This window comes from Clostridioides sp. LIBA-7678 (assembly GCF_056716065.1).
The window spans coordinates 2,828,306-2,845,527 of the sequence record NZ_CP196987.1; the positions used below are offsets into that span (position 1 = coordinate 2,828,306).

A 17,222-nucleotide genomic window follows, 5' to 3' on the forward strand; every position below is an offset into this window, starting at 1 on the left:
TAAGAACTTATTTTCATTTATTTTATTATTAATACTATCTAAATCTTATAGAAATAAAAAAATAGATGCTTTATGATAAGCATCTATCCTTTAATTAAATTATTTTTTAGTTTTTTTATAGATTATTTTATAGGTATATAAATATCAATTTGTGAATCCATATTATCAGGACCTAAAAATCGTTCATCATATACTTCAAAATCCTCTCTTATATCAATTTCGTCTTTTGAACTCAAAAACCAAGTGCCCCATATATATTCATAAGTTTTATCTAAACTTTCCAAGCTACCAATATGAGTAAATACCGCATACTTTCCTCCTGTAATAGTTTTTGCAACAAATGAATTTGGAATATACTCATAACTGCTAACTTCAAACCCTATTATCTCATTAAATTCCATATTCTCACTAACTAGATGTATTTTAGATGTTGCATCACAAATTCCAAAAGCTCTCCTTGATGGTAAAGTATTTGGAACAATATGATGCACTTTCTTAAACTTTTCCCACAAATTAGGTAATGAGTTATCTTCTAGTATCACATTATCTCTTATACCAATTACCATTATTTCATCTATTTCTTTTATAACTGGTTTAATCGTTATATTCTCCATAAGATGCTTCATAAAATCTAATTCTAATTTTTTCTTTTTACCAACAAATACATCTATTCTATTTTTTCTATATTCCATAGGGCTAACTTTATATATAGACTTAAATGCTCTGCTAAATGCTTCTGAGGATTCAAAACCACTATCAATAGCTATATCTATTATCTTTTTTTCACTGTATAAAAGTTCTTTTGTGCTATTGACCAAACGTCTTTTTTTTATGTAGCTTCCTACACTTTCACCAAACATAGACTTGAATAGGCGTGTCAAATGATAATAAGAATATCCTGATTCTTTTGCCACATCATTTACAGTTATATTTTCTTTTAGATTATTCTCAATATATACTACAGCTTTTTCAAAATACTTTAAGTAGTCCAATATGACACCTCCTCAAATCAGATATTCTTATAAATTGTAAATATACATATATATATTAATACTACTTTGTTAATATACTAAAATATAATAAACAATTCAATACATTTCTATATACTCTTTATTTATTTTACAATTTTTAAATTGTTTATAAAGTTAAATAAAAAGGAACTAAACATTTGATTATTACTTAAAATAAAGTATCTATAGGATAGCATAATACTTACTCATACAAAATATCTTTTTCTCTCACGAAAATATTATTGTTCAAATCGTATTCCATGCAAACGATAGACTTCATTTAAATCAGAAATATCAAGAATAAGTCTATCTTCCAAATCCATATTAGAAATTTTCTTCATATCTACATTAGAAAGGTAAAAGTCATCAATATTATAATTTTCCTGTATCCTTTCTAAATGAACAGATTTTGGAATTGCTATGATACTACTCTGATTAAGCCATTTTAAAATAACTTGAGCAGGTGTCTTGCTATAAGATACCCCAATCTCTGTCAACATACTATTTTGAAAAATATTTTTTTGTCCTTCTGCAAATGGTGCCCATGCCATAGGCTTAATATCATAATTTTCCATAATATTGCGTAATTTTTTCTGCTGACAGAATGGATGCAATTCAATCTGATTGACTGATGGAATAACATCATGACTTAAAATCAAATCTACCAAACGATCAGATCGGAAATTGCATACACCTATTGATTTGATTTTTCCCATATGGTAAAGTTCCTCCATTGCCTTCCAGCTTCCATGGTAATCCCCATAAGGCATATGAATAAGATATAAATCTAAATAATCTATTTGTAAATTAGATAGTGTCTTTTCAAAAGATATTCTAGTTGTTTCATAACCAGCATCCTGAATCCATACTTTAGAACAAATAAACACCTCTTCTCTTGGAATACCACTTTCACGAATTGCATCACCCACTGCTTTCTCATTTCCATAACAAGCTGCTGTATCAATTAGGCGATACCCTGTACGCAACGCATTTAAAACACTTTCTTTACATTCTTCATAATCAGTTATCTGAAATACACCAAAACCTAACAATGGTATTTCTAAATTATTATTCAATTTAATTTTCTTCATATTATTTGCCCTCTCTTTGGTATATTAAAGGTATTTTTTACTCAATCAATTCAAAAAAACCAGAAGGTGCTTTTTCAATATCTATATTTATTAACTGTGTTGTAGATTTAATATTGTCATTCAGATAGTATTTATTCCATATATTACTTTCTAATCCACCCCATAATATGTTAAACGTTCCTGTATTTAAGTCCATAACTATACTTTTTAAAGTTCCAAAAAAATCGTTGTAATAATTACAAGATAATCCATATGGATATTTTAAGGATAAGAAATTCATTAAATCCTTCTCACTAATTTTTTTAGAATTATCTATGTATTCTTTAATTAAATTATATCTATGAATAGAATTATTCATAGACTGTGGTTCTAATTTATGAAGTTTATTAATATGAATATGATTTGTAGAGTGAAGAAAATATTCTCTCTTATTTCCAAATTCATTTATTTTCTTTATCTCTTTTTTTCCATCTAGAGTTTCTACAAGTACCATATTTCCAGACTTATCTGCAAGTAATAGATTAATGTTATATGCAATAGGCATATCTTCTATATATCCTAATGCCTCCTCTACATCTTTGCAATTTTCTAATAAATATCTAATAACGGCCCAAAACTGTAAACCTACAATTTTAGGTTTTCTCATACCCTCTTGAGCTCCTACTGGATAACCACAAGATGTTTGACTTACACCCAAACCACATTCATTCATACCTTCAGTTCTTCCAAACTGCATTACTGTAGTTCCAATGTGTACATATTTACCAACCACCTTAGTTTTACATAAAGCAAAATCTTCCATATGGTGTGAGAAATCAAAATTACGAGCAAAGAGAACATGCCCATTTTCAGTTAATTCTGGTGTTAAAGCAACTTGACTGCAACCTGGTCTAAGATAGGTCATAGTATAGTATAAAAGTTGACTACTATCTACTTGAATGGCATCAGCAAAACCTTGTAATTCTTCATTAAGTCCTGGGCAATATTTGTCAAATAACTCTACCATATAGTTTTCTTCTTCTTTAGTTACAACATTAGATTTATTAGTTTGTTCACATATCAACTCTGGTATATTTACAATTGATTTTCCTAACTCATATCCTATTTCATAGTTTGTGCCACATAATTCGTGAGTTCTTACTTTTAAAGTCTCCATATTATTTCCTCCTATATATCTCTTGTACTTGATTTTATCATTAGGGCTACAACCTTTCATGATATTTTTTGCTATAATAAGTTTGTAAATCTAAAAAATCTAATATGTACTAGATTTATATAGGATTATTTAAGTGCCTATTATATAAATTAAGTGTCCAAACTTAAAATATTACTTTTGTTCATGCATATTTATTCTTTTAAGCCATGAAATAATTTTTTCTTCTGCGCCATTTCCTCCATTTCCATAAATATCAAATATATCTAAAACTTTTGAATTAGGACATAATTTTTTTATGTCTTTATCAGCATGACCTTTTCCACCACCTCCATGAGTAATAAAAGGTATAATATTTTTTCCACTTAAATTATTCTGGTTAAGTAAAGTTGCTATAGGTGGTGCAATTGTACTCCACCAATTAGGTGTCCCTAAAAAAATAGTATCATAATCACTTAAATCATATGATATTTTTTTAATACTAGGCATAATCCCCTTCTGTATCTCTTGTTGAGCTTGTTTCACTAGTGCATTATAATCCTTTGTGTATGGTGTTTCTGTAAATATCTCTTGTATATCAGCAAATGTATACTTTTGAATAATTTCTGCAATTCTTTTAGTGTTTGACGAACTTGAAAAGTATAATACAATATTTTTTTTACTCATATCTATTCCCCCTTATTTTTCAATGTCATACATTTAGCAACTGTATTTCCTGTTTTTAAATATGTATAACCAGGCATTTCAAATAAAATTGGTTTTAGTTTTTCATAATCAATTTTGTTTTCTTCATTTAAAATTTCTTCATCTGCATATGTATGGCTTATTTTTAATATAAAACTTTCAAATCCCTTTGTTTCATAAATATCATCCACATAACATTCCATGTTTAGTTTTGATTCTTTTATTAGTGGAGCTCCTTCATCACCTATTTCGTATTCAAATACTTTTGATTTATCAATTTTACTTCCACTTACACAACCAACATAATCTGCTTTTGACAACATAGACTCATCTACAACATTTACAGAGAGTACTTTACTTTCTCTAATTCCTTTATTTGTATAATGTGATTTTGCTAAACTTATCATAATATGGTCATGCCCAATAATACCTAAATGTCCTACTAACATCCAGTTAGGGCTTTCATCAATTACTACTCCAACAACTACCAATGGTGTAGGATATAATCCTATTATAGAACCTAAATCCTTTTTCATATATAATTACCTCTTTTCTTTTATTTTCTTATATTGTATTCCCTTAAGCAAACTTAAGGTCAAATATTATTTTTTATATTCGTGCTTTTCTTTCCATTCCCTAACCATTTTTTGTGTTACAGGGTCACATAGGTTATAGTAATTTTCAATTTTATACTCAACAACATCTAAACATTCTCGAAGTTTATTAATCTGTGTAGTCAAATCTTCCTTTACTTCTACCAATATTTCTCTACGTACTTCTTTTGTATCATCATCAGAACATGCAAGTCGTACATATTCAATAATAGCTTCTAAAGAAGCTCCTGCTTTCTTAAACTTCATAACAAACTCAATCCAGTGAATAGCACGTTCATCATAATCACGAATTCCAGACTTATTTTTAGGAATAGGTGGTATTAATCCTATCCTTTCATAATAACGTAAATTATCTACTGATATTCCAGTACGTTTTGAAGCTTCTTTAATTGTCATAAGCATCACACTCCTTATAAGTATCTTTTTTTAATATACAACCTTAAGTTAACTTCAAGTCAAGCCTTTTTTAAAACTTTTTTACAAATTAGAAAATTAAATTAAAAAGGTGAACTACACAGAGTTCACCTTTTGTTTTAGAAACTATATTTAAATGTAATTTGCTATATTATAAATAATTTAATTTAATATGTTTAATCATAATATATATTAGTTTAAAACTATATAAATATATTTTTAACTTTTTAAAAAGGACCTAAATTAATCTGCACTGCAATCATCAAAAATATAAACCCTAAAGCTAACTCCATAAGTATTATCTTTGATGCAAATTTAAACCATCTTGTATAAGGTACATGAGCAATAGATATTCCAGCCATAAGAACTCCAAGTGTTGGAACTATTCCATTTGCAAATCCATCACCCATTTGGTAAGCTAACACTGCAACCTGTCTAGGTATACCTATAACATCTGCAAGTGGAGCCATAAGGGGCATTGTTACCATAGCTTGACCAGTGCCTGAAGGTATAAAGAAATTAATTACAGACTGCATAATCATCATTACTCCACCGCTAAAAATTCTAGGAACATAATTCAACACCAATGACAATCCATGAACTATTGAATCTAAAATTACTCCCTGTTCTAATATAACTACTATACTAGATGCAAATCCTATCAAAATAGCTGGATAGACCATTTCTTGCATACCTTTCACGAATCCAGAAGCAATTTTATTTGGGCTAATTCCATAGACTACTCCACATAAGATTCCTAAAGCAAAGAAATAAGCTGATAAGTCTGACATACTCAAAGAAAATTTTACAATCAATATCATCAAAGCAAGTATACCACCAAAGAATGTAACTAATACTCTTATATTTCCAGCAGACAATTTTTCTTTAATGGAAGACTTATCTAATTGCCAATGACTATAATCAATATCTGCTACTAAACTTTTGCTTGGGTCTTTTTTTATTTTTTTACAATAAAAAATTATGTATGTTGAAAGTAAAATCATGGTGCAAATCCAAAATATCCATCTAAACCACATTCCTGAAAAAAGTGGCAATCCAGAAATACCTTGCGCCAATCCTACAGTAAAAGGATTAATAGTAGCCGAACCATAACCCGATGCAAGCCCTAGAAGTAAAATACCTGCAGCAACTAAAGCATCATACCCTAAAGCAATACACAGAGTCATTAATATAGGCAAGAATGCAATACATTCTTCATACATACCTACCACTCCACCAGCTAAGCCAAAAGTCAATACTAAACATGTAATTATAATCTCGCCTTTTTTGCTTCCCTGACTTTTAGAAATAACTCTTCCAATCAAAGCATCTAGTGAGCCAGTAGAATTTACTATACCAAATGCACCTCCAATAATAAGTACAAAGAAAACTGTTACAGAATTTTTCCCAAGCCCACTTGGTATAGCTCTAAATACATCCATTATACTGACTGGATGTTGTTCTCCATATTTAAAACTTCCTGCTTGCACAAGCATATTTCCAGTAGTTAAATCTTCAACTCTATTATATGTTCCAGAAGGAACAATATAGGTCATTATAGCTGCAAATATTATGAGACCTATCATCAAAACATATGCATCTGGGAATGATAATTTTCTCTTTTTGCCTTCAGTTTTATTAGTCATAGCAAAATCCCCTTTATCTAAAGTCTACTCTTCTTTCATCTTTTTAATTAAGTCTGGGTTTTCAAATAAACTAAAGCCTGTTAAAGCTAATATCTTTATACCATCAATCACTCTGTTTTTTGCATATGGATTCATAGAAGCTTTCAAAAATTCCTTTGTATGTAGCTCTTCGCAATTTTCTGAGAATTTCATTAAAGGGTGTATACATGGTATCATTTGACTTAGATTTCCCATATCTGTTGAACCTAATAATACTTGCTCATCGTCATTATATATACCAAATTCCTCCATAATATTTGTAAAGATACCTGTCAAAACCTTGTTCGCATTTAAACCTTGGCAAGTTGGCTCAAAATGGTAAAACTCAAGTTCACAGCCAGTAGCTATTGCAGCTCCTCTAGCACAATTTTTTACTTTTTCAACTACCTCATCAAAGTAGTCTTGCTCTTTTGCTCGTATTTCTAGTCTTACTTTTCCCATGTCAGGTATTACATTTGCAGCAGTTCCTGCTTCTAGTATGATACCATGTATTCTAGTTCCATCTACCAATTGTTGTCTCAATGCATTCACATTATTATATAATAATACTACTGCATCCAAAGCATTTATTCCATTATATGGCTTAGCTCCTGCATGAGATGCTTTTCCAGTAAATATGAAATCTAATCCCCCTATTGCTATAATTTCTGGCGTTACACATGTTTTTGAATTTGGATGTATCATCATTGCTGCATCATATCCATCAAATACTCCATGTTCTATTAAGTAAGGTTTTCCATCTCCAGTTTCTTCAGCTGGTGTCCCAATTATACTTACCTCTCCTTTGTAAGTATCTAGTATACTTGCAAGAGCTATTCCAGCTCCAACTCCCATGGAAGCTATCAAATGATGGCCACATGCATGACCATTGCCTGGAAGAGCATCGTATTCTGCTATAAATGCTATTCTTGGACCATCGCCATTTTTCTTAGTTGCTTTGAAAGCTGTTGCCATACCTGCCAAGTTTTCCTCAACCTCAAAACCTTCTTCTCTTAGAAATTCTGCTATTTTTTTAGCAGACTTGTATTCTTGTAAGGCAATCTCTGGCTCATCATATAAAGATTGACATAGACCTAAAATTTTTTCTTTCTTTAAATCCGCCACTTGTGTTATTTTTTCTTTCATATCAATCTTACCTCCCACTAAATTTATTTATTAATTCTTGTATCCTATTATAAACTTTGATTTACTATATTGAACTTATAATCTATCTGCAGTAACAATATTATTAGATTTCTTATAAAATTTAATGATAATACTACTGTAAAATCTAATCACACAATGAATATCCAAATATCTTTCTATCTATTAAAATAAATAATCTTACTATATACTACTATCCAAAATAACAGTTTTAAATATAAATACTCTATATTTCAAATTCATAAAGTAATCTTCAATAATTTAAAAGTTTAAATAGATTTACTTTAAATTTCAGTTTTTCTCGCATGCATAATATTAAGTTCATATTTAATTTTTATTATAAATAATTAAATAAAACATGTATAGGACTCTGTAAAATATCTTTAATTTAACTCATGTTTATTTTCTTTTATGTATTTACTTTCCCAAAATTCAGCATTTTTTATATCTAATTCTATAGGATTAAAAGTTCTATCGCTCCTTTTTACTCCCATCTTTTTCTGCCTTTGATAATCGTAATATGCTTTTATAGCTGGTTTTTTTAGTGTAAATATACCAACTAAGTTTATATATGTTAATACACCTATACATATATCACCAAGTGCCCAACTTGTAAGTGGTTCTATAAAGCAACACATTGCTGCACATATTATAAGCATAAATCTACAGACATTAATTATGTGCTTTTCATGTTTTTCTGCCTTAATTCTAGTCACTAAGTAAGATACGTTGGTCTCCATCATGTATGAGAAGGCTAATAATGTTGTAAATGTAAATAGTAGTAAAACTATTGCTATAAAAATATCACCTAATTGAGGATGTAATGTATTTATTGCACTCTGTACATATTGTGGACCTGGTTCTACACCTGGTAATGTTGTGTAAACATCTGTAACATTATACATTCCTGTTATTATAATCATAATACCTGTAGCCATACATATTAATAGTGTGTCTACATAAACAGAAAAAGCTTGGACTAATCCTTGTTTGGCTGGATGACTCACTTCTGCTGCTGCTGCACCATAAGTTCCAGAACCTTCTCCCGCTTCATTTGAGTATATACCTCTTTTTACTCCCCAAGATATTGCTGAACCTAACATCCCTCCAAAAACCGAACCAAATCCAAATGCAGATTTAAACATTGTAATAATAGCTCCTGGAACTAGATTTATATTTGCTATGATTATTACCAATGTCATAATAAGATATGCTCCACCCATTATAGGTACTACTTTCTCAGCAAATAAACCAATTCTTTTAATTCCTCCAAAAATTATTATACCTAGTGCAATAGAAGATGTAACTGCTATTGTCATTTTTGAAAATCCAAATGCTTGATTCATTGCTAGATATAGAGTATTTGATTGTGTGCCAGGCATAAAAAATGTATAACTTATGATTGCAACCACTGAAAATAAAATTGAACATTTTTTCCAACCAAGACCTTTTTCAAAGTAATATGGAGGACCTCCTCTGTACTGTCCATCATGCTCATCTTTATATATCTGAGCTAAAGTAGATTCTACAAATGCAGTTGCCGACCCTAATGTAGCCATTATGCACATCCACACTAATGCTCCTGGTCCTCCCATTGCTATCGCTACAGCTACACCAGCTATATTTCCAGTTCCTATCCTTCCTGCCATAGATGTAGCAAAACCTTGGAAAGAAGATATTCCAACATGAGAACTATCTCCTTCAAGCAAAAGAGTAAACATTTCTTTTACATCTTTTATTTGAAAAAATCTTAATTTCATTGAAAAATATAATCCTATACACAAACACATTGCAACTAATACAGGTGACCAAACAATTCCATTAATGGTGTTAACTAAATCGGTCACTTAACTCACCACCATTCATTTTATATTTATAGACAATAATTTAAATAGCTATGTTTCAACATTCTATATAATCTTCAACTAAATATATCTAAAAAATCTATCTTCTATTTATATTATTTTTAATCCAAAAACTATAAGTATCTATTTCTAAAACAAAGAATATTAATCGATATATAAACGTAAATTTATAAACTTTTTAACGATATGTATTTGACAAATAATCAAACAATATAAATTGGAATACATGTAATGAAAAGCCTGAAACTGTTACTATATAAATAGTACCATATACAATTATTAATATATAATTGAATAGTATATAGTTAGATTTTAAATTTTCGTATTTATTATGAGGTGTAAAATTGAGTACAATTACCACCTATTTTTGAAATTCTTTTAATTTAAATTAAATAGGTTTATGTAAATATATAAATAGATGATAATTGCTACTCAATTCCAGACCTTTAGGGGTAACTTTATACTAAAACCTAGAAAACTTGATAACATTTTGGTGTGTTGCACTTTAAATTTTAAGTATTGCTATAAAACTTAATAATTTGGTATTTTTACAATATTTATGCTTCTAACTTACTTTCTCTTTTCTTCTTAACTTTTAATATATATAAACAAGATAGTATACCAATTATTAGAATTGCTATCTGGAATATAAATGTATATGTGTAACCTTTATTACCATAAGTATCTATCCAGTGTCCTATTAATGCAAATTGGAATACATCTGGTGAAAATCCTAAAGCTGCAGCTATACCTATAGTAGTTGCTGAATATTTAACTGGAACTTTTACTTCATCTTGAACTGCATAGTATATACCTTTTCCCATGTAACCTAATATGCCTACTACAAATGTCAAAGCTATAAATATAGTCATTGGAGTAGATGCAGGTAATACTAGGAATAAAACTATTACTGCTATACCAAATACATATATTGGTAGTAGTACTTTTGTAGGTGATTTTACTTTATCTGCACAATATCCTCCAAATGGTGCTCCAAACAATTTTAGACCATGTTGTCTTATTATTGCTAATGCCCCAGACAATGCCACAGAACCTCCAAGTACTGATGTTATATATGGTGTAAAATAAGACATTGTAACTGTGAATGAATATACACAGAATATGCTTATTCCTACTAGCCAAGTGTTTGGTGATTTTAGTACTGTCATAAAATCACCAGCAGACATTTTTTCACTTGCTTCTTCTTCTTTGTCTTCTCTGATATCTACATCTTTAATTACAAACCATAATACTGGACACATTACTATTGATAATATTCCTAAAGATATCATTACCCATCTCATACCCAATACAGGAGTTGAAAAGCATGTATAAATATATAAGAATATTGCTCCCATTACTACGCCAGAAACTCCAACCATAGCTTCATTGAATCCATAAACTTTACCTTGATTATCTTTTCCTATAACTCTAAGTATTTTTACCATAGAAGGATAGTTCATAACTAATGATGTGATTGCACAACCTACCCAAGTTGCAACTGCAAACGGATAGTTCATGTTAAATGCAAATGCAAATGATACTAATCCATTAAGAAATATAGAACCTAAAATTATCTTTCTATAATCAAATCTATCTGCTAACCAACCCCCTATAGGAGCTCCAAATATATTCCCTAATCCATAAATCGTAAGTAGAAAACCTAGTTGAGTATTTGTACACTCTAATGCTTTTAAGATTGGATCATATAATGTATATTGGATAAATGGTATAATATAAACTAATTCCCAAGATATTGCTATAATAACAAGTTGAAACATTAACTTTCCAAACTTTATACCGTTCCCTTTTTCTCCCATATTTAAGCCCTCACTTTTTATATTTATTCACAAGCATAATTGAGTTCTTTTTTTATAACTTCTGCAAGTATTTGAATTCCATTAACTATTTGTTCTTCTGACATAGTTGTATAGTTAAGTCTCATAGTGTTCTTTGGTCCATTATTTGCAAAGAATGACTCTCCAGAAACGTATGCAACTCCAGCATCAATAGCTTTGTCTAATAAATCATCTACATTTATGTTTTCAGGAAGCTCAACCCATATAAACATTCCTCCATCTGGCTCTGTATATTTAGCTTCTTCTGGAAAATGTTTTTTCATAGCATCTAACATCAATAAACATCTTTTTTTGTACTCAGCTCTTATTTTTTCTATATGTTCATTTAAATTATATTTCTTTAAGAATTCTATTACTTGTACTTGAGAAAATTGATTTGATTGTAAATCTATACCTTGTTTTAAAAGTTCTGCTTTATCTATGATGTCTACATTACCACACATCCAAGCAACTCTAAACCCTGGACATAATACTTTTGAAAATGAACCTAAGTATAATACTTTATCTTTAGTATCAAGAGATTTAAGTGTAGGTAGAGGCTCTGGTGTAAATCTTATTTCTCCATAAGGATTATCTTCTATTACTATGACATCATATTTATTCACGACTTCCATAAAATCTTTTCTTCTTTGTAAAGACCATGTTTTTCCTGTAGGATTTTGAAATGTTGGTATTACATAGATTACCTTTATGTTAGAATTTTCAGATAATAATTTATCCAAATCATCTGTTACCATTCCTTCATCATCAGTATCTACTCCTAAAAAATCACATTCATAAGGTCTAAATGCATTTATTGCACCTAAGTAACTTGGATTTTCTGTAACTACTATGTCTCCTTTTTCTAATAAAATCATAGCACTAAGAGATATACCTTGTTGTGAGCCAGTAGTTATTATGATATTTTCTGCTTTTGTATCAATATTTTCTTCTTCCTTCATTCTTTTTACTAATAACTCCAATAACTCATCTTCACCTTTAGTAGGTCCATATGCTAAAGCAAATTTGCCTCTTTCACTAAGTACTTTTTGAGTTACTTCACTTATCTCTTCTATTGGAAATAAGTTTGGGTCAGGAAGTCCTGCAGCAAAAGATATAACAGTACCACCACTTGCCACCTTCTGAGCTATTTTCTTTTGAGAAGCTCTTATAGCTGAAGCTTTTACCATATCCATTCTTTTTGCATATTTCATAATACTTTCTCCTCCTTAATAATAATTTCTTATTGTGACGCTAAGCATGCTAATGCTATTGAATTTATTTTAATTTCAGCTGTATCAGAACGTGAACCTAAAATTATTGGATTTGTTGCTCCTAAAACTATACCAGCCCACTTGGCTTGATTAAATCTAAGCCATGATTTTCCTAATATATTCCCTGCTTCTATATTTGGAAATACTAGCAAATCAACATCACCAGCTATATTACTTTTAATACCTTTATGTTCTGCTGCATGTGCATCAAATGCCACATCAAATGCTATCGGACCTTCTGCTATACACTTTGGTATTTCTCCTGATTTTTCCATTTCTACAAGTAGGTTTGCATCTACTGTAGATTGTATTTTATGATCTACCATTTCATTTGCAGTAAGTATAGCAGTTTTAGGATTTTCCATGCCTATACTCTTCATAGTAAGAAGTGCATTTATCATTATATCTTTTTTTTGATTTAAATTTGGTGATACATTTATACCACTATCAGTGCAATAAAGAAGTTTGTGATATTGAGGTAATTCATATACTGCAAGTAAACTCAATAATCTCCCTGTTCTAAGACCTGTTTCTTTATTTAATATAGCTCTCATATAGACACTCGTATTAACTAATCCCTTCATAAGAACTTTAGCCTCTTTATTCTTAACTATCTCTACAGCTTTTTTAACTGATTCATCAGGATTTTGACATCCTATTATTTCGTGACCTTTTAATCCAATTTCTTTTGATATATTTTCTATTTTATCCTTGTCTCCTACAAGAATTGGCTTTATAATATTTAAATCTGTTGCTGATTTTACAGCCTTTAATACTTCTTTATCTTCTGCAACAGCAACACTTACAATAACAGGTTCAAGCTTTTTAGCCTCTTCTAATAAATTATTAAAATCTTTTAACATACTCTCTCTCCTAAATATTAATAAGTTTTTGCTATTTCTTCTCCTTTAAGTACTCTAAGTGCTCCAAGAGCAAGTGCTTCCATTTCCATTTCTCCTGGAACTGTTTCTACTGGTGCCAAATATGAAACTTTTTCTATTACTCCTTTAACTACCATTTCCGAATGTGATATCCCCCCAGTTAAAATAATTCTATCTACATTCCCTGAAAGTGAAGCTCCATACATAGATATTTCTTTTGCTATTTGATAAATAAATGCATCCATTATAAGTTTTGCCTTTTTATCACCATCATTAATTCTATTCTCAATTTCTATCATATCCTTAGTTCCTAAGTAATCGTACATTCCTCCAATTGAACTTACTTTTGCGACCATTTCATCATGAGTATATTTTCCAGAGTAACACAATTCTACAAGAGGATATGCAAGTAATCCACCACTTCTTTCTGGAGAAAATGGACCATCAGACCTTCCACCACTTCCATCAATCATTTTCCCTCGTTTATGTGCTACAATTGATATCCCTGAACCTAGATGGGCTACAATAAAGTTATAATCCTCGTATTTTCCACCTAGTTTTTGTGCAATTTTTCTTGAAACAGCTTTATGGTTTAATGCATGTAACCAACTAGCTTTTTCTATGTCTGAAATTCCTGTAATCCTTGATACATCATCAAACTCATCTACAGAAACTGGATCTACTACAAATGATTGTACTCCTATTTCATCTGCTATAGTCTTAGCCAATAATGCACCTAGATTAGAGGCATGTTCTCCATTTATCTCATTTCTCATATCCTCAATCATTTCTTCACTAACAGTATAAGTGCCGCCTTTTATAGCTTTCATAAGTCCACCACGTCCAACTACTGCATCAAAAGAATTTATACTATGATTCTCACTACTTAAGATATCCACTATTAATTGTTTTCTATAGTCATATTCATCAAATACTTTAGAAAATTTTTTTAAATCCTCTCTTGTATGAGTTATATTTTTTTTCAAAACTTCATTTTCATCTTGGAAAACAGAAATCTTTGTAGATGTACCACCAGGATTTATTACTAAAACTTTCAATTTAACACCCCCAGTTTCACTATGTAGAACATCGTTCTGATATTTCGTTTTAAAAAGTTACGTCCTACTACTCAGAACGACGTTCTATATTTTATTAATTAAATACTAACATATAAAAATAAGTATTTCAATAATTATTTTAAATATTTAAAATATTCACTTATAATCATACCCCGCTTCAAATGCTTCTATGTTTTTGGCATTAAACTTACCTTTTCCTTGATTTTCAAAGTATTCACACATACCCTTTTCAAATTCTTCCTTTGTAAATAAATCTAAATTTTTTACCATAACACCTAACATACAAATATTAGCGGCTTTTTCATTACCTAAATTTTGTGCAATTTCAGTAACAGGTGCTTTTATAACATTTATATCTTCTCTATATTTTCTATCCTTACTTACTAGTGATTCATTGACAAACATATAACCATTTTCTTTCATTAAACTTTCATACTTATCTACTGATACACTATTCATTCCTAATAATATATCTGGATTTTTTACACAAGGATTTGCAATTTTCTCGTCGCTTACAACAACATTACAATTTGCACTTCCTCCCCTCATCTCATTTCCGTAAGATGGGAACCATGTAATTTTCTTATCTGCTTTATATGCAACATACATTATAATTTTTCCTGCTGTAAGAACTCCCTGTCCTCCAAAACCAGCACATATGATTTCATTTAACATATCATTTCCTCCCTAATCAATAAATTCTCCAAGTGGATACTTTGGAACAAGTTCATTTTCGATTCTCTTCATAGCATCTACTGGCTTTAACCCCCAGTTTGTTGGGCATGGTACAAGTACTTCTATTAAACAAAAACCTTTATTTTCTTTTTGTTTTTCTAGTGCTTTTTTGATGTATCTTTTTGTTGTATTTATTTCTTTAGGGTTAGTTATTGTTCCTCTTGCTAGATACGCTATATCCAAATTACCCATAACTTTTACAACATCAAATGTTGAACCATGATCTGCGTAATTTCTACCATTTGGAGTAGAAGCTGTATATTGACCTTCTATAGTAGTTGGAGCCATTTGACCACCTGTCATTGCAAACATATTATTGTTCATAACAAGGAATATAACATTATCATTTCTAGTAGCAGCTGACATAGTTTCCCCAAGCCCTATCGCATAAGCTCCACCATCTCCAGCTATTGTAAATATATATTTATCTGGTCTAACTCTTTTCATAGCTGCCATTGCTGCGCCCATTTTACCATGTGGTGGAACGACAACATCTACATTCATACTAAATTGAAACATATGATTACAACCTATATCTGAACATATAATTGTATCTTGACATATATCCATTTCTGTTAATACTTCTCCAATAATTCTATCGACTATAGAGTGTCCACAGCCTCCACAGAACATATTTTCACACATCATTATTGCTGGTGCTTTCTTAGCCATAATTAAAATACCTCCTCTTGCTTAGCTTTTCCATCTATAATCTGTTGAGCAAAATCTATCAATTGATTTACTTCTGCCATATATTGAGCTGTTGCTACTGAATATACTGGGAATCTATTATCACATGCTATAATTACATCTTCCTTCATTTGTGCCATCATGTTCATTTCAACTGTTACAAGACCTTTTAGTGAATCATTCAATTTTTTAAATGCTTTTCTTGGGTAAGGCCACAATGTTTTTGGTCTTATTAATCCTAATTTTATTCCTTTTGCTCTAGCATCTCTAACTGCACCTTCTGCTATTCTTGATGAAATCCCATATGCTACAAATACTACATCAGCATCTTCTATCTCTATTTCTTCCCATCTTTGTTCATTTTCTTGAACTTTTCTCATTTTTTCTATATAACCTTTTTGCCATGTATCTTGGTCTTCAAAATATGTTATATCAGTTATAACTTTATTTTTTTCTCCTACAGGAGTTCCTTTTGCTGCCCATGGAGCTTTATCCTTATCATACTCTTTCATTGGTGGGGCTATACAAGGCTCTACCATTTGACCTATTGTAGCATCAGAAAGTATAAGCACTGGATGCATATATTTCTCAGCTAATTCAAAAGACTCATATGCCATATCCATATTTTCTTGAACACTATTAGGTGCCAATACAATTAAATGATAATCTCCATTTCCTCCACCTTTTACAGCTTGCCAATAGTTATCTTGACCTGCTCCTATAAATCCATCACCTATACCATATCTTTGTACACATGCTACAACTGCTGGCAAACCAGCTGATACCCAGTATGCGATGCCTTCTTGTTTTAATGAAAATCCTGGCCCAGATGAAGAAGTCATAGCTCTTGCTCCAAGTGCACTTGCTCCCATAACCATATTTACACTGGCTATTTCTGATTCACCTTGAATAAATACTCCTCCTACTTCTTTTTGTCTCCATGCCATCATTTCTAATATTTCTGATTGTGGTGTTATTGGATAACCTGCATAAAATCTACAGCCACCACGTATAGCACCTTCTGCTAAAGCTTCATTTCCCTTAATTAATAAACTCTGCATACGTT

The 17,222-nt window shown here is 30.4% G+C and carries 16 protein-coding genes; all 16 read right to left on the reverse strand.

Annotated elements, in window-relative coordinates:
- Window positions 1-122 precede the first annotated feature (122 nt).
- On the reverse strand, window positions 123-992 hold the full coding sequence (locus ACTG46_RS13435) for an AraC family transcriptional regulator (protein ID WP_479922998.1): 870 nt from the start codon (window positions 990-992) through the stop codon (window positions 123-125).
- A gap of 257 nt (window positions 993-1,249) precedes the next feature.
- Entirely contained in the window at window positions 1,250-2,101 is an 852-nt protein-coding gene (locus ACTG46_RS13440) for an aldo/keto reductase (protein ID WP_054271027.1), read from the reverse strand.
- A 37-nt stretch (window positions 2,102-2,138) separates the two neighbouring features.
- Window positions 2,139-3,257, reverse strand: coding sequence for a C45 family autoproteolytic acyltransferase/hydolase (locus tag ACTG46_RS13445; protein ID WP_479922999.1), 1,119 nt, complete (start codon window positions 3,255-3,257; stop codon window positions 2,139-2,141).
- Between the two features lie 171 nt (window positions 3,258-3,428).
- Window positions 3,429-3,920 (reverse strand): flavodoxin, encoded by a 492-nt coding sequence (locus tag ACTG46_RS13450; RefSeq protein WP_479923000.1) that lies wholly within the window; start codon window positions 3,918-3,920, stop codon window positions 3,429-3,431.
- 2 nt (window positions 3,921-3,922) lie between these two features.
- The gene (locus ACTG46_RS13455; protein ID WP_223152819.1) at window positions 3,923-4,474 is read right to left on the reverse strand and encodes a flavin reductase family protein; all 552 of its coding nucleotides are present in this window, start codon (window positions 4,472-4,474) and stop codon (window positions 3,923-3,925) included.
- A 66-nt stretch (window positions 4,475-4,540) separates the two neighbouring features.
- Window positions 4,541-4,948, reverse strand: a complete 408-nt coding sequence (locus ACTG46_RS13460) for a MerR family transcriptional regulator (protein WP_054271031.1) — start codon at window positions 4,946-4,948, stop codon at window positions 4,541-4,543.
- 245 nt (window positions 4,949-5,193) lie between these two features.
- On the reverse strand, window positions 5,194-6,612 hold the full coding sequence (locus tag ACTG46_RS13465) for a YfcC family protein (RefSeq protein WP_407811533.1): 1,419 nt from the start codon (window positions 6,610-6,612) through the stop codon (window positions 5,194-5,196).
- Between the two features lie 24 nt (window positions 6,613-6,636).
- Window positions 6,637-7,776 carry a M20 family metallopeptidase gene (locus ACTG46_RS13470; protein ID WP_223152818.1) on the reverse strand — a complete coding sequence of 380 codons (1,140 nt, stop codon included), beginning with the start codon at window positions 7,774-7,776 and terminating at the stop codon, window positions 6,637-6,639.
- 401 nt (window positions 7,777-8,177) lie between these two features.
- Window positions 8,178-9,641, reverse strand: coding sequence for an alanine/glycine:cation symporter family protein (locus tag ACTG46_RS13475; RefSeq protein ID WP_479923001.1), 1,464 nt, complete (start codon window positions 9,639-9,641; stop codon window positions 8,178-8,180).
- Window positions 9,642-10,216: 575 nt separating this feature from the next.
- Window positions 10,217-11,479 carry an MFS transporter gene (locus ACTG46_RS13480; protein WP_054271035.1) on the reverse strand — a complete coding sequence of 421 codons (1,263 nt, stop codon included), beginning with the start codon at window positions 11,477-11,479 and terminating at the stop codon, window positions 10,217-10,219.
- 23 nt (window positions 11,480-11,502) lie between these two features.
- The gene (locus ACTG46_RS13485; RefSeq protein ID WP_054277173.1) at window positions 11,503-12,711 is read right to left on the reverse strand and encodes an aminotransferase-like domain-containing protein; all 1,209 of its coding nucleotides are present in this window, start codon (window positions 12,709-12,711) and stop codon (window positions 11,503-11,505) included.
- Between the two features lie 29 nt (window positions 12,712-12,740).
- Entirely contained in the window at window positions 12,741-13,634 is an 894-nt protein-coding gene (locus tag ACTG46_RS13490) for a bifunctional enoyl-CoA hydratase/phosphate acetyltransferase (RefSeq protein WP_054271037.1), read from the reverse strand.
- A 17-nt stretch (window positions 13,635-13,651) separates the two neighbouring features.
- Window positions 13,652-14,710, reverse strand: coding sequence for a butyrate kinase (gene buk, locus ACTG46_RS13495; protein WP_054271038.1), 1,059 nt, complete (start codon window positions 14,708-14,710; stop codon window positions 13,652-13,654).
- Between the two features lie 156 nt (window positions 14,711-14,866).
- A complete protein-coding gene (locus tag ACTG46_RS13500) occupies window positions 14,867-15,406 on the reverse strand; it encodes a 2-oxoacid:acceptor oxidoreductase family protein (protein WP_054271039.1) in 540 nt (179 codons plus the stop codon).
- Window positions 15,407-15,418: 12 nt separating this feature from the next.
- Window positions 15,419-16,138 (reverse strand): thiamine pyrophosphate-dependent enzyme, encoded by a 720-nt coding sequence (locus ACTG46_RS13505; RefSeq protein ID WP_054271040.1) that lies wholly within the window; start codon window positions 16,136-16,138, stop codon window positions 15,419-15,421.
- 2 nt (window positions 16,139-16,140) lie between these two features.
- On the reverse strand, window positions 16,141-17,217 hold the full coding sequence (vorB, locus tag ACTG46_RS13510; RefSeq protein ID WP_054271041.1) for a 3-methyl-2-oxobutanoate dehydrogenase subunit VorB: 1,077 nt from the start codon (window positions 17,215-17,217) through the stop codon (window positions 16,141-16,143).
- Window positions 17,218-17,222: the final 5 nt, after the last annotated feature.

Coding starts and splice junctions, on each gene's coding strand:
- ACTG46_RS13500 (WP_054271039.1), bottom strand. CDS start 15,406: ATGTTAAATGAAATCATATGTGCTGGTTTTGGAGGACAGGGAGTTCTT.
- ACTG46_RS13440 (WP_054271027.1), bottom strand. CDS start 2,101: ATGAAGAAAATTAAATTGAATAATAATTTAGAAATACCATTGTTAGGT.
- vorB (WP_054271041.1), bottom strand. CDS start 17,217: ATGCAGAGTTTATTAATTAAGGGAAATGAAGCTTTAGCAGAAGGTGCT.
- ACTG46_RS13445 (WP_479922999.1), bottom strand. CDS start 3,257: ATGGAGACTTTAAAAGTAAGAACTCACGAATTATGTGGCACAAACTAT.
- ACTG46_RS13450 (WP_479923000.1), bottom strand. CDS start 3,920: ATGAGTAAAAAAAATATTGTATTATACTTTTCAAGTTCGTCAAACACT.
- ACTG46_RS13490 (WP_054271037.1), bottom strand. CDS start 13,634: ATGTTAAAAGATTTTAATAATTTATTAGAAGAGGCTAAAAAGCTTGAA.
- ACTG46_RS13455 (WP_223152819.1), bottom strand. CDS start 4,474: ATGAAAAAGGATTTAGGTTCTATAATAGGATTATATCCTACACCATTG.
- ACTG46_RS13460 (WP_054271031.1), bottom strand. CDS start 4,948: ATGACAATTAAAGAAGCTTCAAAACGTACTGGAATATCAGTAGATAAT.
- ACTG46_RS13470 (WP_223152818.1), bottom strand. CDS start 7,776: ATGAAAGAAAAAATAACACAAGTGGCGGATTTAAAGAAAGAAAAAATT.
- ACTG46_RS13505 (WP_054271040.1), bottom strand. CDS start 16,138: ATGGCTAAGAAAGCACCAGCAATAATGATGTGTGAAAATATGTTCTGT.
- ACTG46_RS13485 (WP_054277173.1), bottom strand. CDS start 12,711: ATGAAATATGCAAAAAGAATGGATATGGTAAAAGCTTCAGCTATAAGA.
- ACTG46_RS13465 (WP_407811533.1), bottom strand. CDS start 6,612: ATGACTAATAAAACTGAAGGCAAAAAGAGAAAATTATCATTCCCAGAT.
- ACTG46_RS13480 (WP_054271035.1), bottom strand. CDS start 11,479: ATGGGAGAAAAAGGGAACGGTATAAAGTTTGGAAAGTTAATGTTTCAA.